The sequence below is a fragment of the Pseudomonas sp. FP2300 genome (genome assembly GCF_030687595.1).
In the GTDB taxonomy this organism is placed as follows: domain Bacteria; phylum Pseudomonadota; class Gammaproteobacteria; order Pseudomonadales; family Pseudomonadaceae; genus Aquipseudomonas; species Aquipseudomonas bijieensis.
The window spans coordinates 1,729,369-1,749,751 of the sequence record NZ_CP117440.1 but is presented as its reverse complement, the minus strand read 5'-3'; the positions used below and the strand labels follow the sequence as shown (position 1 = coordinate 1,749,751).

Annotated in this window: 10 protein-coding genes; 5 read left to right on the top strand and 5 right to left on the bottom strand. The window is 62.2% G+C overall.

What is annotated here, in order from left to right:
• Positions 1–33 precede the first annotated feature (33 nt).
• Complete coding sequence (locus PSH86_RS07700) at positions 34–924, top strand: DMT family transporter (RefSeq protein ID WP_109751317.1); 891 nt, start codon at positions 34–36, stop codon at positions 922–924.
• Here PSH86_RS07700 and PSH86_RS07695 read toward each other — a convergent pair.
• Positions 918–1,205, bottom strand: coding sequence for a SelT/SelW/SelH family protein (locus tag PSH86_RS07695; protein ID WP_109751316.1), 288 nt, complete (start codon positions 1,203–1,205; stop codon positions 918–920). The two genes, PSH86_RS07700 and PSH86_RS07695, sit on opposite strands and share 7 nt — an antisense overlap.
• A gap of 72 nt (positions 1,206–1,277) precedes the next feature.
• Here PSH86_RS07695 and PSH86_RS07690 point away from each other — a divergent pair, with 72 nt between their 5' ends.
• Positions 1,278–3,467: a patatin-like phospholipase family protein gene (locus PSH86_RS07690; protein WP_176688437.1), complete on the top strand. Its 2,190-nt coding sequence runs from the start codon at positions 1,278–1,280 to the stop codon at positions 3,465–3,467.
• A 156-nt stretch (positions 3,468–3,623) separates the two neighbouring features.
• On the opposite strand, the gene PSH86_RS07685 is transcribed toward PSH86_RS07690, so the two are convergent.
• From PSH86_RS07685 to recQ, 3 genes are all read right to left on the bottom strand, one after another.
• The gene (locus tag PSH86_RS07685) at positions 3,624–5,576 is read right to left on the bottom strand and encodes a FimV/HubP family polar landmark protein (protein ID WP_305489040.1); all 1,953 of its coding nucleotides are present in this window, start codon (positions 5,574–5,576) and stop codon (positions 3,624–3,626) included.
• 119 nt (positions 5,577–5,695) lie between these two features.
• Positions 5,696–6,130, bottom strand: coding sequence for a MarR family transcriptional regulator (locus tag PSH86_RS07680; RefSeq protein WP_003199001.1), 435 nt, complete (start codon positions 6,128–6,130; stop codon positions 5,696–5,698).
• A 117-nt stretch (positions 6,131–6,247) separates the two neighbouring features.
• Positions 6,248–8,374: a DNA helicase RecQ gene (gene recQ / locus PSH86_RS07675; protein ID WP_109751313.1), complete on the bottom strand. Its 2,127-nt coding sequence runs from the start codon at positions 8,372–8,374 to the stop codon at positions 6,248–6,250.
• 474 nt (positions 8,375–8,848) lie between these two features.
• Here recQ and PSH86_RS07670 point away from each other — a divergent pair, with 474 nt between their 5' ends.
• Together PSH86_RS07670 and PSH86_RS07665 are read left to right on the top strand one after the other, a co-directional pair.
• Positions 8,849–9,436: a YecA family protein gene (locus PSH86_RS07670; RefSeq protein WP_109751312.1), complete on the top strand. Its 588-nt coding sequence runs from the start codon at positions 8,849–8,851 to the stop codon at positions 9,434–9,436.
• Positions 9,437–9,444: 8 nt separating this feature from the next.
• Positions 9,445–9,840 (top strand): YbaN family protein, encoded by a 396-nt coding sequence (locus PSH86_RS07665; RefSeq protein WP_109751311.1) that lies wholly within the window; start codon positions 9,445–9,447, stop codon positions 9,838–9,840.
• A gap of 161 nt (positions 9,841–10,001) precedes the next feature.
• Here the strand turns inward: PSH86_RS07665 and PSH86_RS07660 are convergent, their stop codons facing one another.
• Positions 10,002–18,569 carry a retention module-containing protein gene (locus PSH86_RS07660; RefSeq protein WP_305489036.1) on the bottom strand — a complete coding sequence of 2,856 codons (8,568 nt, stop codon included), beginning with the start codon at positions 18,567–18,569 and terminating at the stop codon, positions 10,002–10,004.
• Positions 18,570–19,022: 453 nt separating this feature from the next.
• Between PSH86_RS07660 and PSH86_RS07655 the strand changes: the two genes are divergently transcribed.
• Positions 19,023–20,381 (top strand): TolC family outer membrane protein, encoded by a 1,359-nt coding sequence (locus tag PSH86_RS07655; RefSeq protein WP_109755801.1) that lies wholly within the window; start codon positions 19,023–19,025, stop codon positions 20,379–20,381.
• Positions 20,382–20,383 lie beyond the last annotated feature (2 nt).

The following is a 20,383-nucleotide window of genomic DNA, read 5'->3' as shown; positions in this document are numbered from 1 at the left end:
ACCCTGACGCTCAACCGTTGGACAAGGATTGAAATGACGCCCCGTACTGCCCTCGGCGCCCTGCATATTGGCGCACTCATGTTTGGCCTGACCGGTGTATTCGGCAAACTCGCCGCAGCTTCGCCGGCGGTCATCGTGTTCGGTCGCGCCGTCTTCGCCGTACTCGCCCTGACGATATTTGCCCGGTTTGCCAGCAGCAGCCGCTGGCAAAAACTGCGGGCACAGGATGGCCGGCGGTTGCTGCTCGGGGGGCTGTTGCTGGCCGGGCACTGGGTGAGTTTCTTCATTGCCGTGAAGGTTGCCGGCGTGGCGATCGCCACGTTGGGGTTCGCCAGTTTCCCGGCCTTCACGGTATTGCTCGAGGGGCTGATTTTCCGCGAGCGGATTCGCGCCAATGAAATCTGGCTGGTGGTGCTGGTGAGCATTGGCCTGGTGTTGGTCACGCCGAACTTCGACCTGGCCAGCGGCGCCACCACCGGTTTGCTGTGGGCCGTGGCCTCGGGGTTGCTGTTTTCCCTGTTGTCATTGACCAACCGCGCCGGCTCGGCGCATGTGCCGCCCGTACAGGCCGCGCTGTGCCAGAACGTGGTGGTCGGGTTGTGCCTGTTGCCAATGGCCGCGCCACAATTGAGCGACGTGCGCCCCATCGACTGGTTGTGGATCGGCTTGCTCGGCGTGTTCTGCACTGGCCTGGCCCACAGCCTGTTCGTCGCCAGCCTGGCGGTGATCAAGGCCCGCACAGCGGCGGTAGTCTTCGCCATGGAGCCGGTCTACGGCATCGCCATGGCCTGGTGGCTGTTCGATGAAAACCCGACACTGCGCATGCTGCTGGGCGGCGTGGTGATCATCGCGGCCATCGTGATCTCAAGCCAACTGGGCGGTTCGAAGAAACCGGGGGTTGGCGCTCAAGCCGCGTCTCACTGAACCCGATCGTTGTGGCCCAGGTCCCGCGCCGGGTCGATTTGGTCGCGGACCCGCTGCTTGAGGACCTTGGCTTCGGGAAAACCGCCATCGGCCTTGCGCTCCCAGATCTGCGTGCCGTCGCAACTGATGTGGAACACACCACCAGTACCCGGCACCAGGGACACTTTGCCCAAGTCATCGGCGAAGGTGCTGAGCAGTTCCTGGGCCAGCCAGGCGGCGCGCAACAGCCATTGGCACTGGGTGCAATACGTGATGACGACTTCCGGTTTGTGTTCGGTCATTGCGGGTGAACTCCTGGGTTCGAAGGCGTCGTTATAATACCTGCCTTTGATCGCCCGCCCCCGAGATTGACGATGCGCCGCCTGCTGCCCCTCCTGCTTCTGCTGCTGTTGCCCTTTTTCGTCCAGGCCGTCGAAACGCCACGCCCGAAAATCGGCCTGGTGCTGTCCGGTGGCGCGGCGCGGGGACTGGCCCACATCGGTGTGCTCAAGGCCCTGGAAGAGCAAGGCATCAAGATCGATGCCATTGCCGGTACCAGCATGGGCGCGGTGATCGGCGGGTTGTATGCCTCGGGCTACAAGATCGACGAACTGGAAAAACTCGCCCTGGGCATCGACTGGCAACAGGCGTTGTCCGACGCCCCACCGCGCAAGGACGTGCCCTTCCGGCGCAAACAGGATGACCGCGACTTCCTGGTCAAACAGAAACTGAGCTTTCGCGACGACGGCAGCCTTGGCCTGCCCTTGGGGGTCATCCAGGGCCAGAACCTGGCCTTGCTGCTCGAAAGCCTGCTGGCCCACGCCAGCGACACCCGGGACTTCGACAAACTGCCGATCCCTTTCCGTGCAGTTGCCACCGACATCGCCAGCGGCGAAAAAGTGGTGTTCCGCAAAGGCCACCTGCCCAAGGTCATCCGCGCCAGCATGTCCATCCCGGCGGTGTTCGCCCCGGTGGAACTGGACGGCCGGCTGCTGGTGGACGGCGGCATGACCGACAACATCCCGCTGGATGTGGCCCGGGAAATGGGCGTGGACGTGGCCATCGTGGTCGATATCGGTACGCCCCTGCGCAACCGCAAGCAACTGGTCACGGTGGTCGACGTGTTGAACCAGTCGACCACCTTGATGACCCGGCGCAACTCTGAAGAGCAACTGGCAACCCTGAAAAAAGACGACGTCCTGATCCAGCCGGCCCTGGCAAGCTTCGGCTCCACTGACTTCGGCCGGGCCCGGGAGATGATCGACGCCGGCTACCGCGCCACCCGGATACTCGAGGCGCGCCTGGCCCCTCTACGCCCTTCCGAAGCGCCCGACGCCGAACTCATGGCCGCACGCACCCCAAGCGAACGCACGCCGGTCATCACCGCCATTCGTGTGGAGAACGATTCGAAAGTCGGCGATGACGTGATCCGCTATTACATTCGCCAGCAGATTGGCGAGCCGCTGGACCTGGGGCGCCTGCAGACCGACATGGGCACGCTCTACGGCCTGGATTATTTCGAACAGGTGCAATACCGCGTGGTCCGCAAGGGCCCGGACCACACACTGGTCATCAGCGCCCGGGGCCGACGCACCGGCACCGACTACCTGCGGCTGGGGCTGAGCCTGTCGGACGACATGCGCGGCGACAGCGCGTTCAACCTGGGGGCCAGCTATCGGGTCAACGGTATCAACCGCCTGGGCGCCGAATGGCTGACCCGGGCGCAGATCGGCGACAGGCAGGAGTTGTACAGCGAGTTCTACCAGCCGTTGGATGTCGGCTCGCGCTACTTCATCGCCCCTTATGGGCAGTTTGAATCGCGAAACGTGGAATCCATCCTGGACAACGATCCGGTGGCCCAGTATCGCGTCGAACGCTATGGCTTCGGCCTGAACGTCGGCCGACAGATCGGCAACAGCGGCGAAATCCGCCTGGGTGTCGGCCAGGCCTGGGGCAAGGCGGATGTGCGCATTGGCGATCACGACCAGCCCAGCGAAAACTTCAATGAAGGCTTCTATGACCTCAAGTACTCCTTCGACTCCTTCGACAACGTGTACTTCCCCCATGAAGGGGAGGACATCGGCCTGACCTGGCGCCAATACGAACCGGGGCTGGGTTCCGACCAGCGTTACCGCCAGTGGGAATTCAAACTGGACAAGGCCCTGAGCAGCGGCCCGGACACCTTCATCCTGGGCGGGCGCTACGGCCGGACAATGGACACCGCGGAGGTCGTGACATCCAGCTTTGTACTCGGCGGCGCACGGCAACTGTCGGGCTTTCGCGAAGACGGGGTCTCCGGGCAGAACATCAGCCTGATGCGCGCCGTGTATTACCGCCGGCTCACACCGCGGGCCTACCTGCCGCTGGACTTGCCGCTGTACATCGGCGGCTCATTGGAACGCGGCAGGGCCTGGAACAACGACAACGAATTCGACAGCGGCTACATCAACGCCGCCAGTATTTTCCTGGGGTTCGATACACCGCTGGGGCCCCTGAATTTCAGCTATGGCTTTAACGACGATGATGAACAGGCGGTTTATCTGAACCTGGGGCAGACGTTCTGATAGCGATGCGGTATTGGATTATCCGCCGCCGATCCATTGTGGGAGCGAGCCTGCTCGCGATAGCGTCGGCACATTCAATATCGAACAAGCTGCCCCACCGCAATCGCGAGCAGGCTTGCTCCTACACGGGCTCGCTGGGGTTCACCAATCCGAAGTTCAGCGAATCCCGGCCAATAGCACTCGCGCAGTCTGCTTCAAAGGTTCGTCCCCCTCTTCGAGCAGTTCTTCAAGCAGGGAGACGGCGGTCTTCAGGTCCCCATCATCGATGCAATTCTGCGCCTGCTCCAGCTTGAGCGAGTGTTCCGGAGCCTGGGGTTCGAGGGGCATGGCGTCCAGGGAAACAGGTTCAAGGGTCAGCGGCTCAAGCTCCAGCGACTGCTCCTCATCGGCAAAACCGTCGAGAAAGGCATCGTCCAATGACTCGGTTTCCAGCGGCGCTTCCCATTGCAAGTCCGGTTCGTCGAAGCCTGAAAGCGACAAACCATCGGCGGCAAGGGGAGAATCAGCGTCTTTTCTGACAGTGTTGTCCTGGGCATCGGCCAGGTCCCAACTGGTTTCCATGGACAGTGCATCCAGGTCCAACTCGAATTCGTCACTGGGCACCGGCTCACGTTCGGGAGCAGATGCAGGAACCGGTACCTGAGGTTGCGCCGATGCCACTGTCGGTGCAGCGATCGCGGCAACCTTGGGGTAACGCCCACGGATTTCCGCCAACATCCCGGCATCGATACCCTGTGCCAGTAGATGATGTTCCTGGGCCTGGAAACCGATGACATCGCCCTGCTTGCCCAGTACCTCCAGCAACTTGAGACCCAGGTCGGTGCGTTCCGGCTCCGCCAGCAACGCGGCGCGCAACAGCCCCGCGGCTTCGGCGAAACGACCGTAGGTCAGGTAAATCCCGACGCCCTCCAGCACATCACCCAAGGGCGCATCCCCATTATTGAACGATGCCGCGGGCTCGGACGGCTCCGTATCGGGAATTGATGCAAAGGTTTCGTCGCCCTCCGCCAGCATCGGCTCGGGACGCCCGCTTATCGGCTCCAACTCGGCCTGCTGCTGCCGGCGCCGAACCACCAGCAACAGCGCCAGCAACCCCAACAGGCCCACCAACCCCGCCACCCATGACCAATTGATGCCCTCTGGCTCGACAACCGGCTCTGTAGCGGGCTGTGCGTCCGGTGCCGGTTCCGATGCAGGGAGCTGCGGCTGCGGTTGCGCCGCTGCAACGGGGGCTGGCGCCACTTCGGCCAACCGGGTCTGCAATTCGCTGATCTGCTTGCGCTGGCCAGCGATTTCCTCATCCTGGGCCTGGAGCCGGGTCTGCAGTTCCTCGATGGTTTTCTGTTGCTGCTGGTTTTGCAGCACGCTGGCGGCCAGTTGTTCATCGGACGCAACGGATGCCTGGCCGGCGCTGGTTGCAGCAGACGTCGGCAGCACGGCTGAGTCAGGCAATAACAAGCGCTGGCCGATGGAAAGCCGGTCGCTGCCGGGGTTCAAGGCCTGGATGCCCTGCATCAGTTCATTGACCGACGCATTGCTACCGGCATCATGCAGGCGCTTGGCGATGATCCAGGGGTTGTCTCCCGGCACCACCGTGTAGCGCTTGCCCTGTAGCGCCGGGGGCGGCTTGATCGCCGGCATCGCGGGCTGCGGGGCCTCGGCAGGTTCGTCGCGGGCCGGCACGATACCCGGTGTGCCCGGCGGGTCGATCAGTACGGTGTATTCGCGCAACAGGCGCCCGTTGGGCTGATTGAGCTGCACCAGGAAATTGAGAAACGGTTCCTCCACCGGTTTGCTGGAAGTCACCCGAATGAAGCTGCGCTCCCCGCGCAATACCGGGGTGAAGCGCAAGTTATTGAGAAAGAACACCCGCTCCACACCCGCACGACTGAAATCGTCCGGGCTCGCCAGGCTGGCCGACAGATCGCCCTCGCCGATCCCAGCCACATCGACCAAGGCGATATCGGCGCGCAACGGCTGGTTCAGGGCAGAATGGAGCGTGATCTCGCCAAGCCCCAGCGCTGACGCCAAGGCCGAATACCCCAGGGCACCCACGACGACCGACACGTTGACCCAACTGCGCAACGTGGACTGCAAACTTTCAAGCATGGGCATCCCTTTCGATTACCAGAACCAACCTCGGCGTAAACGCCCCCAATAGGAACGCTTACTACTGGTTATAGTTCGCTAACCGGCGAATCTCAAAAGTCTGACGCCAGGGATCTGCCTCAGGATTTTTCCAGGTTGGCCAGGATCGTACCGTGGACCCGCATGCACACGCGCATGTCCGCCTCGTCGACACCCTCGAACAACTCACGACGCAATTGCGTGGCGATGGTTTCGATTTGTTCGATCAACGGTAGGGCCGGTGCGCACAGCACGATTTTCTTGGCCCGGCGATCCTCGGCCACGGCCTGGCGCTGCACCAGCCCCTGGGTTTCCAGGCTGTCGAGCAACCGGGCCAGGGTCGGCCCCTCGACGGCGACACTCTGGGCCAGTTCACGTTGGGTCGGTGCCTGTTCGAAACGGGCCAGGTGCAGCAGCACCAGCCAACGCGCCTGGGACAAGCCCAACCCGGCCAGGCGACGGTCCAGTTCGGCACGCCAGCCGCGAGACATTTGCGCCAACTGCATGCCAAAACGGTGTTGATCGGTTAACGGCATAAAAAACTCATCAGATCTGAAATAGAGAAAAACTAATTATTAGTCAGCTAAGCATGAGCTTTGGATTCAAGCAAGGTTCGCCTTGCACTGAATCGTTAAAGGAACGCAACTGACTGATCAGACTTCAAATTCCGACTGCAACGCAGCCCTGACGCAGTACAGCACGCCTTCGGGAACTCGTCCGACAAACAATGCAGCGACTTCAGACACTGGCGGTAACTCGCCTTCGCCATCCAGGAACGCGTCCTGTACCTCTCCCATCAGCTCTTCGGGCAGATCCAGTGCCTGTTCCAGGGATAACTGCTGTTTGCCGATGGCCTCGGCCAGCATCGTGTAGACGTTCTTTTCCGAGCACTGCAATTGCCCGGCGATCTGCAACGGCGTCATGCCGGCGCGAGCCAGGGTGATGAGTTCGTGGCGTACATCGGCCACCGCTTTCGGTGCTTCGGCCTCGCCGCCCAGTACCTGGAGGAAGGCCTCGCCATAGCGTTCCAGTTTGCGCGCGCCGACGCCACTGACCCGGGCCATTTCCGCCAGGGAGGTGGGCTGGCTGCGGAGCATTTCCAGCAGCGTCGAGTCGGGGAAGATGACGTACGGCGGCACGCCGTGTTCTTCGGCCAGCTTGCGACGCAAGGCGCGCAAGGCTTCCCATTGATCGCGCTCTTCGCCGCGCACCAGTTGGCTGGCCTGGCTCTTGCTGCTCTTGATCGCCGTTGCCGGCTTGAGGTCGCGGCGCAGTTCGAGGGTGACCTCACCCTTGAGCAAAGGTCGGCAGGTTTCAGACAAACGCAGGCCGCCGTAGCCTTCCAGGTCGATGTCGGCCAGGCCGCGGGCCACGAGTTGTCGGAACAATGAACGCCATTCACTCTCGGTGCGGGCCTTGCCCACCCCGAATACCGAAAGGTGCTGATGACCGAAGTTGCGGATCTTCTCGTTGTCCTTGCCCAGCAACACGTCCACCAGATGCCCCACGCCATAGCGCTGGCCAGTGCGGAAAATCGCCGACAGGGCCTGGCGGGCCGGCTCGGTGGCGTCCCAGGTTTCCACGCCATCGACGCAGTTGTCGCAATGACCGCACGGCTGAGGCATGTCTTCATCGAAATAGGCCAGCAGGGTCTGGCGACGGCAGCGGGTTTCTTCGCACAGCGAGAGCATGGCGTCGAGCTTGTGCTGTTCCAGGCGCTTGTGGCGCTCATCGCCTTCGGAGTTCTGCAGCATCTGCTTGAGCATCACCACGTCTTGCAGGCCGTAGGCCATCCAGGCGTCGGCCGGCAAGCCATCACGGCCGGCCCGCCCGGTTTCCTGGTAATACGCCTCGAGGGACTTGGGCAGGTCCAGGTGCGCGACAAAGCGCACGTTGGGCTTGTCGATACCCATGCCGAACGCAATGGTGGCCACCATGATCAGGCCTTCCTCGTTGAGGAAGCGCTTCTGGTGATAGGCCCGCAGGTCGTTGGGCAGGCCCGCGTGATATGGCAACGCCGGGAACCCCTGCTCACACAGAAACGCGGCCACTTCATCGACTTTTTTGCGCGACAGGCAATAGACAATGCCTGCATCGCTACGGCGCTCGGCGAGGAACGCCAGCAACTGCTTGCGCGGCTGCTCCTTGGGCACGATGCGGTAGAAAATATTGGGACGGTCGAAGCTCGACAGGAACCGCTCGGCATCCTGCAAGTGCAGGCGCTCGACGATTTCTTCGCGGGTGCGCTTGTCGGCGGTGGCGGTCAGGGCGATGCGCGGCACGTCGGGGAACAGTTCCGCCAGTTGCCCCAGTTGCAGGTATTCACGGCGGAAATCATGGCCCCACTGGGACACGCAGTGGGCTTCGTCGATGGCGAACAGGGCGATCTCCAGGCTCTGCAGGAACGCCAGCATGCGCGGCTGCACCAGGCGTTCCGGGGCCAGGTACAACATCTTCACTTCGCCGCGCTTGATGCGCGTCGCCAGGTCCCGCTGTTGCTCGGCGCTGAGGGTGGAGTTCAGCGAAGCGGCGGCGACACCCAGCTCCTCGAGGGTCGCGACCTGGTCGTCCATCAGCGCGATCAGCGGCGAGACCACCACCGCCAGGCCGTTGCGCAGCAGCGCCGGCACCTGGAAGCACAAGGACTTGCCGCCGCCGGTGGGCATCAGCACCAGGGCATCACCACCGCTGGCCACGCGCTCAATAATGGCACCCTGGCGGCCACGGAAACTGTCGTAGCCGAAGATGTCCTTGAGGACGCGTTGAGCCTGTTCGAGCATAGAAACTCCAAAAATCACCGAAACATCCCTGCAAGGCTGGTTCAGAATCGCAAAAGCTGCACCGGCGAATCGTAAGTGCGCGTTTCAGACCGGCGGACGCCGCAGGGCATCACAAAACGCGGCAGTATACCCGAGGCCTTCGTTGCGAAGGGCGTCGCTGACAAGAGGCTCTTTGGACTTTGAAGATAAGGAAGCCGAACACTGCATGTGTGGCGAGGGGATTTATCCCCGCCGGGCTGCGCAGCAGCCCTCTCGGCTTACTAGGTGGATCGCAAACTCAGGTGGCCATTTTGGGTCTGCTGCGCAGCCCAACGGGGACAAATCCCCTCGCCACAGGGACCGAGTTCAGCCCTTCTTTTTCGGTACGCCCCCCAACCCTGCCCTCATGGGCAAGGCAAATACACCACGCGGCTGGCCTGGGCGCTCAAGAAGGCCTAGAATTCCCGCATTGTTTATTCCCCAAGGTAGCCCGTAATGTCCTTCGCTGAGCAACTGACCCGCCTGCAAGTCTTCCTCGATGCCGATGAGCTGCACGATGAAGCGCTGGACTACGTGGCCGCTCATGGCTACCTGACCGCCCTGTCCATCTGCTCCGAACAGGTGCCGGACCGTGAGTGGATCGACGCCCTGTTCGCCGAAGAGCCGCATTACGCCAGCGAAGCCCAGCGCGCCGAAATCGAATCCACGCTGGTCGGCCTCAAGGCCCACATCGCCCGCCAACTGGCCTCCGACGAAGAATTCGAACTGCCCTGCGAACTGGACCTGGGCGATGACCCGGACGATTCGGAACTGCGTGGCTGGTGCATCGGTTTCATGGAAGGCGTGTTCCTGCGCGAAGCCGCCTGGTTCGAAACCGCCGAAGAGGAAGTCAGCGAAATGCTCCTGCCGATCATGGTCGGTTCCGGCCTGTTCGACGAACAACCGGAGTTCTCCGACATCGCCGCCGATGCGAACCTGATGGACGACATGATCGTCCAGATCCCCGAAGCCCTCACCGCCCTGTACCTGCTGTGCAACGCACCGGACGAAAAACCGGCGATCCTCAAGCCTCGTCACCACTGAGTAACCGGGTGTCCGCGCCCATCGGCAACCGCCCGTTGATCCTGCGTTACGCTCTACTGGCCATCGGCTGGTTGAGCGTGGTGCTGGGGGTCATCGGCATCTTCGTCCCCGTACTGCCCACCACCCCTTTCCTGCTGCTGGCCGCTGCCTGCTTCGCCCGCAGCTCGCCGCGCTTCTACCAATGGCTGGTGGAACATCCCCGCCTCGGCCCGTGGATCCGCGACTACCTCAGCGGCAACGGCATCCCGCTCAAGGGCAAGGTCTACGCCATCGGGCTGATGTGGGCGAGCATCCTCTTTTCCTGCTACCTGGTGCCCTTGCCGTGGGCGCGAGGGTTCATGCTTACCAGTGCGGTGCTGGTGACGGTTTATATCCTCAGGCAGAAGACATTGCGAAAACCCTGAGTATGAGTGCGGCGCATTCCCCTGTGGCGAGGGGATTTATCCCCGCTGGGTTGCAAAGCAACCCCAAAACCAGACGCCGCGCAGCGACAGATGGCCCCTACCGACCGGTTTGCGACTGCTGCGCAGCCGAACGGGGATAAATCCCCTCGCCACAGCAGCCCTCACACCGTGTCCACCTTCAACGAATGGTCATTCAACATGCCGTTAATGATGGTCGCCGTGTCCGCGCCCGCGATCATCCCGTCCGCGCCCGGCGTGACGCCGTAGTGGCTGGCCAGGTTGACGCCGGCCAGGTCGATGGTCTGGTTCGGCGTGGCGCCAGCGGTGGCGCTGACGTCGATGCTGGTCACGAGCGACGCACCGCTACCGGTGACAGAGAAGTGCAGGTAATCGTCCAGTGACGCCGCACTGCCGTTTTCCCCCTGCAACAGTTGGGACAAGTCGAGTTTATCGAGGCCAGGCGTGAAGTCGGTGATCACGTCATGGCCGCTGTTACCCGCTTGCCACTGGAAGGTATCGGCACCGCTGCCGCCAGTCAGGGTGTTGTTGCCCAGGCCGCCGATCAGCAAGTCGTCGCCGCCACCACCATTGAGCACGTCATGGCCCAATCCGCCGTTGATGCGGTTACTGGCGCCGTCGCCGGTGAGGGTGTCATTGAAGTTCGAACCGATCAGGTTTTCGATACCGGTCAGCGTGTCGGTGCCGGCGCCCACGGTGTTCTGCGCCGCCAGCAGGCCCAGGTTGACGGTGACCCCGGCGGTCGCATGAGCATAGCTCGCGGTGTCATTGCCCGTACCGCCATCGAGCAGGTCGTTGCCCGCGCCGCTGTAGAGCAAGTCATTGCCTGCCCCGCCGTGCAAGGTATTGTTGCCCGAACCGGCGCTGAGTATGTCGTTGCCGTCGCCAGCATTGAGGGTGTTGTCACCGCCACCGGCCATCAGCACATCGTCCCCGGCGGTGCCCGTCAGGGTATGGCCGGCCTGGTAACTGATGCCTACCGACGCGCTATCACTGCCGCCATGATTGTCGCTGGCGGTGTAGCTGCCGTGGTAATCCGACGTGCTGTCCTGGGCACCGGCGTAGTTGACGGTCAGGGTCAGTTGATAGTTTTCCGCAGCGTTGGCGTTTCCACCGCCCGCATTGGGGATGTTGGTGACGTGGATCTGGTAGTTGCCATCCGCTGCCGCGGTGAAAGAAGCGCCGTCACTGATCGCGATGAAAGGCCCGCCGTTGAGTGAATACTCCATGGCAATGCGACCGGCCGCCAGGTTGTGGTCCAGGGTGAGGGTTTCACCCTGCTTGAGGCTGATGTTGAGCCGGTCCTCATCGTTGGTGTTGTTACTGGACACCATCCCCAGTGCACCGCTGACCACCAGCGCCGCCGTCATGCTCGCGGTATTGGCGACAAAGGCGCTGCGGCTGAGGTTGATTGACTGCACGTTGTTACCGGTGAAACTGACCGTGCCGGTACTGCCGGTAAAGTCCGCGCCTTTGGCGGCCCAGCCGGTATTGAAGCTGGTGGGCGAAGCGGTGAGCGGATCGCCGTTGGCGTCGCTGTCGTTACCCAGCAGCAGCTCACCCGGGATCACAATGTTGCCCGACAGCACGTTGGTGATGATGTTGTCGTCGACAGCGATCGGTGGGCTGTTGGGCACGACATTGATCACCAGGTTGGAGCTCGCCAGGTCACCGTCATTGTCGCTGACGGTGTAGCCGATGTGCTCGGTGATCAAGGTGCTGGTGGCAGTCTGGGAGGTGTAGCTGAACGCACCGGTATCCAGGTTGACCACCAGGGTACCGTCATGGTCGGTGGCAATGCTCAGTGTATTGGTGACGGTATTGAAAGAGCCGTGGTTGGCCCCGCCACTGGCGCTCAGTCCACCCTGGCCACCGTTGGCCGCCGGGTCGTAGCTGTACGTGGTGCCGTCGACCACCAGGCTTTTGACAAACCCGCCATCGGCGCCGAACGAGCCCCCCTCGCCCAGCAGGTTGCCAGTGACCGGCGCACCTTGCACGGTGTCGGAAAGCACCGAGTTGAGCTGGTTCAGGTCGGTGACCACCACCGCGTTGGTGTTGGTGTGGGCGCTGCCGTCGTAGGCCAGCGGGTCGAGGTGGGCGTTGCTGACGCCACTGCCCAGGCCAATGGCGTAGTTCTTGATGCCGTTGGCGTCGAGGAAGGCTTTCCAGGCGGCCTCGTCTGCCGAGCCGATTTCACCCAAGGTCGGCTTGCCGTCGGAGAAGAAATAGCCGACGTTCTGTGCGCCGGTCAGTTGGCCTGGATTTTCGAACGCAGTCTTGGCCATCGCCACGGCAGCATCATAATTGGTGTCACCGTGCGCGCTCAGCGCCGAGATCAGCGTCTTGGCAGTTGCCACATCCACCCACAGGGTGCTCTGGTCGGTGGCGCTGCCGCTGAAGGTCACGAGCTGGACTTTCACATCGCCCATGTCGTCGTATTTGTCGAGCAAGGCGCTGATCGCCTGTTTCGCCAGGTCCATCCGCGAGAGCCCCGGCACGCCGGAGGCATCTTTCATGCTGCCAGAGACGTCGAGCACGATCAGCAGGTTGGTATCGATCTCCACCGCCGTGACCGAACGCTCGGACGCAACGGCCTTTGGCACGTCATCGACGATGCTGACCACCAGGTTACCGGTGGTGCTGTTGCCCAAGGCGTCCGTGGCCTGATAGGTGAAGCTTTCGCTCAAGGCATTCGGACCATCGTTGGCGTGGGGCGTGGTGCTGGCCGGCGAGGTCAGGGTGTAGGTGTACGACCCATCAGGATGGAGCAGCAACTGGCCGTAGGCGCCCGTGGCGTTGCCCACCAGGGTAAAGGTGACGGCGCCCGTGGCACCGCTGACCGACCCGACCAAGCTGCCACTGGCGGTTTCCCCGGTGGCGCTCGGGTCACTGCCGGTGACGGTGCCAGGGGCCAGGTCCTGGCCATCCTGGGTCAGGTCCAGGGCTTTTTCATAGACGGTAATCTCGTGATCGGTTTCCGCAACGAGGCAGCTGTTGTGCACGTCAATGGTGATGGTCGTGGTGCTTTCATCGCCATCGGCGTCGCGCACGGTATAGGTGAAGACATCGGTCGCACCTGGCGCGCCAACCGCGTCGGGGTTGCTGTGGTAGACGGCGTTGCCGTTGGCGTCCAGGGTCAGGTAGCCGTAGGTGCCATTGATCTGGCTGTTCAGGCCACCGATGGCCGGGTTCGAGGTGTCGTTGCCGGCGCGCACACCAATGACTGCACCGCCGTCGGCACCGAGTACGTCGTTGTCCAGCACATTGCCGCTGACCGTGCCGCCCTCCACCACCGAGGCAACATCGGCATGGGCGTTGGGCACGTCGTCGACGATGTCGATGACGATGGTGCTGGTGACCGTATTGCCCAACGAGTCCGTCGCCTGATAGGTGAAGCTTTCGCTCAACACATTCGGGCCATCGTTGGCGTGAGGCGTGGTGGCGGCTGGCGCCGTCAGGGTGTAGGTGTAGGAACCGTCGGGCTGAAGCGACAGTTGACCGTAGGCTCCGGTGGCGTTGCCCACCAGCGCGAAGGTCACTGCGCCCACGGCGCCGCTGACCGAGCCGACAAGGCTGCCGCTGGCGGTCTCGCTGGTGGCGCTCGGGGCGCTGCCGGTGACGGTGCCGGGGGCCAGGTCCTGGCCGTCCTGGTTCAGGTCGAGGGCTTTTTCGTAGACGCTGATTTCCTGGTCCGATGTGGCGACGAGGCAGCTTTCGTGAACATCGATGGTGATGGTGGTGGTGCTTTCATCGCCGTCGGCGTCACGCACGGTGTAGGTGAAGACATCGGTGGCACCCGGGGCGCTGACGGTGTTCGGGTTGCTGTGGTAGACGGCGTTGCCGTTGGCGTCCAGGGTCAGGTAGCCGTAGGTGCCGTCGATTTGAGTGTTCAAGCCGCCAATCGCCGGGTTCGAGGTGTCGTTGCCGGCGCGCACACCAATCACCATGCCGCCGTCGGCACCGAGTACGTCGTTGTCCAGCACATTGCCGCTGACCGTGCCGCCCTCCAGCACCGAGGCAACATCGGCATGGGCGCTGGGCACGTCGTCGACGATGTCGATGACGATGGTGCTGGTGACGGTATTGCCCAACGAGTCCGTCGCCTGATAGGTGAAGCTTTCGCTCAACACGTTCGGGCCATCGTTGGCGTGAGGCGTGGTGGTGGCTGGCGCAGTCAATGTGTAGGTATAGGAACCGTCGGGCTGAAGCGACAGTTGACCGTAGGCACCGGTGGCGTTGCCCACTAGCGCGAACGTGACTGCGCCCACGGCGCCGCTGACCGAACCGACAAGGCTGCCGCTGGCGGTCTCGCTGGTGGCGCTCGGGGCGCTGCCGGTGACGGTGCCGGGCGCCAGGTCCTGGCCGTCCTGGTTCAGGTCGAGGGCTTTTTCGTAGACGCTGACTTCCTGGTCTGGCGTAGCGACGAGGCAGACATCGTGGACATCGATGGTGATGGTGGTGGTGCTTTCATCGCCGTCGGCGTCGCGCACGGTGTAGGTGAACACATCGGTGGCACCCGGGGCGCTGACGGTGTTCGGGTTGCTGTGGTAGACGGCGTTGCCGTTGGCGTCCAGGGTCAGGTAGCCATAGGTGCCGTTGATCTGGGTGTTCAAGCCGCCAATCGCCGGGGTCGAGGTGTCGTTGCCAGCACGCACGCCAATCACCGCTCCACTCGCGGCCGGCCCGTCGGCACCGCCTTCGTCGTTATTCAGGACGTTGCCACTGACCGTCCCGCCTTCATCCACCGAGGCGGAATCAGCGTGGGCAGTCGGCAGGTCGTCGACGATGTTCACATCCAGATTGCCATTGGCGGTGGTGCCGTTGTCATCAGTGACAACCACGGCAAATTGCTCGCTCAGACTGTTGGCGCTATTGGCGTTGGGATGGGCTTCATTGTCCAGCAGCGTGTAGCTGTAGCTGACCACGCCCGTGGTGGCGTTGTAGCCGGTGATGGTCAGGGTGTTGCCCAGCGCGGTGGTAATCGATTGTGGGAAACCGGCTGCCACACCGCCGGTGACGACGTTGATGCCGCCGACGCTCAGTGTTTGAACACCGTCCAGCGCGGTGACGGTGAAGGTGCCGCTCTGGGTCAGCGCCGAGGTATCCGGGCTGCTGCCGTCGCTGAGGTTTTTCTCCTGGACCGCCAACTCGCCACCCTCGGTGTCGAGGCCAGTGATGATCACCGGGTCGTCGTTGTTGTGCACTTGCAGTACCAGGTTCGCGGTACTGGTGTCGCCATCGGCATCGGTCAGGGTGTAGGTGAAGGTCTCGCTGCCATTGCCGCCACCATGCAAACCTTTGAAATCGGCGTCGGCAGTGTTGAGGGTGTAGGTGTAGGAACCGTCAGCGTTGAGCACCAGGGTGCCGTAAGTGCCGGTGAAGGTGCCGGGCGTGATTGGGCCAGAGGCCACATGATCCGCACCTTGGGTGTCATTGGTCAGCACGCTGCCGGTCAGGGTCAGGTTGGTTTCCGAAGCGGTGCTGGCGTTGCTGTCGTCCACGGCTTTCGGCAGATCGTCAACGATGTTCACGTCGAGGTTGCCGTTGGCGGTGGTGCCGTTGTCGTCGGTGACAACTACGGCAAATTGCTCGCTCAGGCTGTTGGCACCGTTGGCGTTTGGATGGGCTTCATTGTCCAGCAGCGTGTAGCTGTAGCTGACCACGCCCGTGGTGGCGTTGTAGCCGGTGATGGTCAACGTATTGCCGAGTGCGGTGGTAATCGATTGCGGGAAACCGGCTGCCACGCCGCCGGTGACGACGTTGATGCCGCCGACGCTCAAGGTCTGCACACCGTCCAAAGCAGTAATCGTAAAAGTACCGCTTTGCGTCAGGGCCGGCGCATCCGGGCTGCTGCCGTCGCTGAGGTTTTTCTCCTGGACCGTCAGCTCGCCGCCTTCGGTGTCGAGGCCAGTGATGATCACCGGGTCGTCGTTGTTGTGCACTTGCAGTACCAGGTTCGCGGTACTGGTGTCGCCATCGGCATCGGTCAGGGTGTAGGTGAAGGTCTCGCTGCCATTGCCGCCACCATGCAAACCTTTGAAATCGGCGTCGGCAGTGTTGAGGGTGTAGGTGTAGGAACCGTCAGCGTTGAGCACCAGGGTGCCGTAAGTGCCGGTGAAGGTGCCGGGCGTGATTGGGCCAGAGGCCACATGATCCGCACCTTGGGTGTCGTTGGTCAGCACGCTACCGGTCAGGGTCAGGTTGGTTTCCGAAGCGGTGCTGGCGTTGCTGTCGTCCACGGCTTTTGGCAGATCGTCAACGATGTTCACGTCGAGGTTGCCGTTGGCGGTGGTGCCGTTGTCGTCGGTGACAACTACGGCAAATTGCTCGCTCAGGCTGTTGGCACCGTTGGCGTTTGGATGGGCTTCATTGTCCAGCAGCGTGTAGCTGTAGCTGACCACCCCAGTCGCAGCGTTGAAACCGGTGATGGTCAGGGTGTTGCCCAGCGCCGTGGTAATCGATTGTGGGAAACCGGCTGCCACACCGCCGGTGACGACGTTGATGCCGCCGACGCTCAAGGTCTGCACACCGTCCAAAGCAGTAATCGTAAAAGTACCGCTTTGCGTCAGGGCCGGCGCATCCGGGCTGCTGCCGTCGCTGAGGTTTTTTTCCTGGACCGTCAGCTCGCCACCCTCGGTGTCGAGGCCGGTGATGATCACCGGGTCGTCGTTGTTGTGCACTTGCAGTACCAGGTTCGCGGTACTGGTGTCGCCATCGGCATCGGTCAGGGTGTAGGTGAAGGTCTCGCTGCCATTGCCGCCACCATGCAAACCTTTGAAATCGGCGTCGGCAGTGTTGAGGGTGTAGGTGTAGGAACCGTCAGCGTTGAGCACCAGGGTGCCGTAAGTGCCGGTGAAGGTGCCGGGCGTGATTGGGCCAGAGGCCACATGATCCGCACCTTGGGTGTCGTTGGTCAGCACGCTACCGGTCAGGGTCAGGTTGGTTTCCGAGGCGGTGCTGGCGTTGCTGTCGTCCACGGCTTTCGGCAGGTCGTCGACGATGTTCACGTCGAGGTTGCCGTTGGCGGTGGTGCCGTTGTCGTCGGTGACAACGACGGCAAATTGCTCGCTCAGGTTGTTGGCACCGTTGGCGTTTGGATGGGTTTCATTGTCCAGCAGCGTGTAGCTGTAGCTGACCACCCCAGTCGCAGCGTTGAAACCGGTGATGGTCAGGGTGTTGCCCAAAGCGGTGGTAATCGATTGTGGGAAACCGGCTGCCACGCCGCCCGTAACCACATTGATGCCGCCGACGCTCAAGGTCTGCACACCGTCCAACGCCGTCACGGTGAACGTGCCGCTTTGCGTCAGGGACGATGCATCCGGGCTGCTGCCGTCGCTGAGGTTTTTTTCCTGCAGTGATAACTCTCCACCTTCGGCATCGAGGCCCACCAACACCACTGGATCGTCGTTGTTATGCACCTGCAGCACCAGGTTCGCGGTACTGGTGTCGCCATCAGCGTCGGTCAGGGTGTAGGTGAACGTCTCGGTGCCGCTTCCGCCACCGTGCAACGCGACGAATTGCGGGTCGCTGGTGTTCAGGGTGTAGGTGTACGTGCCATTGGGGTTTAGCACCAGAGTGCCGTAGGTACCGGTGAACGTCCCGCCAATGATCGGTCCGCTATCGGGGCCGATGGGGATCCGGTCGGCGCCCTGGTGATCGTTGGTCAATACGTTACCCGTGAGGGTGACGAGGGTTTCCGAGGCTGTGTTGGCGTGGCTGTCGTCGATCGCCTGGGGCACGTCGTCGGTGATGTTGACGTCCAGGGTCCCGGTAGCGGTGTCGCCATCGGAATCGACGGCCACGACCGGGAACTGTTCGGTAATGTTGTTGGCACCGCCACCGGCAGGATGGGTTTCATTGTCCGTCAGGGTGTAGGTGTAGCTGACCACGCCGGTAGTCGGGTTGTAGCCGGTGATGGTCAACGTGTTGCCCAGCGCCGAGGTGATGGTTTGAGGGAAACCTGCGGGCACACCGCCAGCAATCACGCTGATGCCGCCGATGCTCAGGCTGCTCAGCCCATCGGGGGCAGAAACCGTGAAGGTGCCGCTTTGCACCAGTGCACTTGGGTTGCTCGCCGAACCATCGGCCAGATTGGCCTCATTGGTGGTCAGTTCGCCGCCTTCCACGTCCACGCCATCCAAGGTCACGGGGTTGTCTGGTGTTTCGGGGGTGACTGGCGGCACGGTGCTATCGCCGTCGTTATCCGGATCACCGGCCAGGCGCAGTTGCGGAAACTCGGGTATCCCGTTGAACCCGGCCGTGGGGAAGCCAATCTGCGGATCGACCTCGCCACCGACTTCTTCCAACAACACGAAACTGTGCCCGCCGCCCACGCCTCCGGGGTTACCACCCTCGGGGCCCGCGGCCGTGGCTTCGCCGGTCTGGGTCGGGTCGGCACCGGCGGCGATGGCTTGTTGCAGTTTTTGTACGTCGGTCAGTTGCGCGTTACTCGGTGTCAGCGCTTCAGGCGTGTCGACATGGGGCGCGTGGTTGGCAAGCAGTTGTGGGGTGAGGGTCAGGTTGCTTCCGCGTCCCAAGGTCAATTCCTGGCCATTTTGCAGATGCACCGCCACGGCCCCTTCGCCCCCGGTGATCAGGTGTTCGCCGGCATAGAGCCGGTCGCCTTCGACCAGAGGCCGCCGCAGGCCACCGGCCGCTTCTGCGAAAACCTGCCCGACCACTTTACTGACGATACCGATGAGCGCTGCCATGTGCATTTCCTCCGTTGCCGACCGCAATCGGCACCTGTCTGGGTGAAGAATCCGTCCTCAGGTTGGCGACCGGGAAAGCTGGAAAATCTGCCAGCTTTCGTGAAAGCGGAAGGTGCTGGCAATTCGCCAAAACGACAAAAAACCGTCACACAAACTTGCTTCTCACATCGCCCTTTCGGCACTTCTTCACATCGCTTAAAAAACTGAACGGAACTTTTATTGACGCCTAAAAGCCGTCAGAACCCGCGAATTCAAAGGCTTTCGCTTTGAACAATGTGCTGGTTTTTTTCAAGTACATAAGTTTTTTTCGGCATAAGCGTTATGAGAAATTCTTCTTAGGTTTTGCGCAGGATGTTCTTAGCTGTGTTGTTACAAGGTTGAAACGGTTTTGATCTTAAATACGTCAATATATTGGCGACAACGAAGCACTACAGACCTCAGGAGATGCACCCCATGCGCGTTCTAACCCCCCTCTGCAGCGCGGTTTTGCTGGCCATGGCCTGCTCTTCTCAGGCGCAGGCCATGTCCTTGACCGAAGCGATCCAGAGCACCATCGCTACCCACCCAGAGCTGGCACAACGGGTGGACAGCCGTCTGTCGGCCAATGAAGACGTCAAGGTCGCCAGGGGGGGCTTTTTCCCGTCGGTGGATCTCAATGCCGGTTACGGTCGCGGCTACAGCGACAACACCAACACCCGGGCCTTGGGCAACCACCACACCAATATCCTGACCTACACCCAATCAGAGCTGCGCCTGCGGCAGATGATCTTCGACGGGTTCAACACCGCCAATGAAGTGGAACGTACCCAGGGCGTGGTCAACTCCCGGGCCTATTACGCCCAGGGCACCGCCCAGGATCTGGCGCTGCGTACCATCGAGGTCTACCTGGAAGTGCTCAAGCGTCGCGAACTGGTGACCCTGGCCAAGAACAACCTGCAGGCGCACCTGCGGGTCAACGACCAGATCGGCCTGCGCACCGAACGTGGGGTGGGCAGCACCGCCGACTCCGACCAATCCAATGCCCGTCGGGCCCTGGCGGAAAACAACTACGACACCGCCCAGGTGGACTTGGCCGACGCCGAGGCGAATTTCTACAGCGTGGTCGGGCGCATGCCCGATGAGTTGGAAATGCCGCCCTCGACCAAGGGCGAAATCCCCGCCGATCTGCGCGAAGCCCAGCAAAGCATGGTGGATAACAACCCGTACCTGAAATCGGCCCAGGCCGACATACAGTCCGCCGAAAGCCAGTACGAAGTGGCGAAGTCACCGTTCTACCCCCGTTTCGATGCCGAGGCGGCGGTGGGCGCCAATAACAACATCGGTGGCGAAGAAGGCCATGACAACAACTGGCGGGTCGGCGTGGTGATGAACTACAACCTGTTCCGCGGTGGCAGCGACAAGGCGCGGCTGGCCTCCAACGCCCACCAGATCAACCAGGCCATGGACATCCGCAACAATGCCCTGCGCCAGCTCAACGAAGACACGCGCCTGGCCTGGAACGCAATGCTCAACGCTCGCAAACAGACGCCTACCGCCCGGGAATACGCCGAAACCACTTCCCGCGTGCGGGCTGCCTACCAGGATCAGTTCGGTCTCGGTCAGCGCACCCTGCTCGACCTGCTCGACAGCGAAAACGAGCTGTACAACGCCAACCGTCGCTACACCGAGGTGCGTTACACCGAGGAATACTCGATGTACCGGGTGCTGGCGAACATGGGCCTGCTGTTGCACAAGCAACGGATCGTGCTGCCGGCCGACGCGGTCGCGCAGACCGAAGTCAAGAATCAGGCCCGACTGCCGGAACTGAAGTAGTC

Bases quoted from the DNA above. Each gene is read 5' to 3' on its own strand.
- PSH86_RS07690 (WP_176688437.1), top strand. From the start codon at position 1,278: ATGCGCCGCCTGCTGCCCCTCCTGCTTCTGCTGCTGTTGCCCTTTTTC.
- PSH86_RS07695 (WP_109751316.1), bottom strand. From the start codon at position 1,205: ATGACCGAACACAAACCGGAAGTCGTCATCACGTATTGCACCCAGTGC.
- recQ (WP_109751313.1), bottom strand. From the start codon at position 8,374: ATGCTCGAACAGGCTCAACGCGTCCTCAAGGACATCTTCGGCTACGAC.
- PSH86_RS07700 (WP_109751317.1), top strand. From the start codon at position 34: ATGACGCCCCGTACTGCCCTCGGCGCCCTGCATATTGGCGCACTCATG.
- PSH86_RS07670 (WP_109751312.1), top strand. From the start codon at position 8,849: ATGTCCTTCGCTGAGCAACTGACCCGCCTGCAAGTCTTCCTCGATGCC.
- PSH86_RS07660 (WP_305489036.1), bottom strand. From the start codon at position 18,569: ATGGCAGCGCTCATCGGTATCGTCAGTAAAGTGGTCGGGCAGGTTTTC.
- PSH86_RS07685 (WP_305489040.1), bottom strand. From the start codon at position 5,576: ATGCTTGAAAGTTTGCAGTCCACGTTGCGCAGTTGGGTCAACGTGTCG.
- PSH86_RS07655 (WP_109755801.1), top strand. From the start codon at position 19,023: ATGCGCGTTCTAACCCCCCTCTGCAGCGCGGTTTTGCTGGCCATGGCC.
- PSH86_RS07680 (WP_003199001.1), bottom strand. From the start codon at position 6,130: ATGCCGTTAACCGATCAACACCGTTTTGGCATGCAGTTGGCGCAAATG.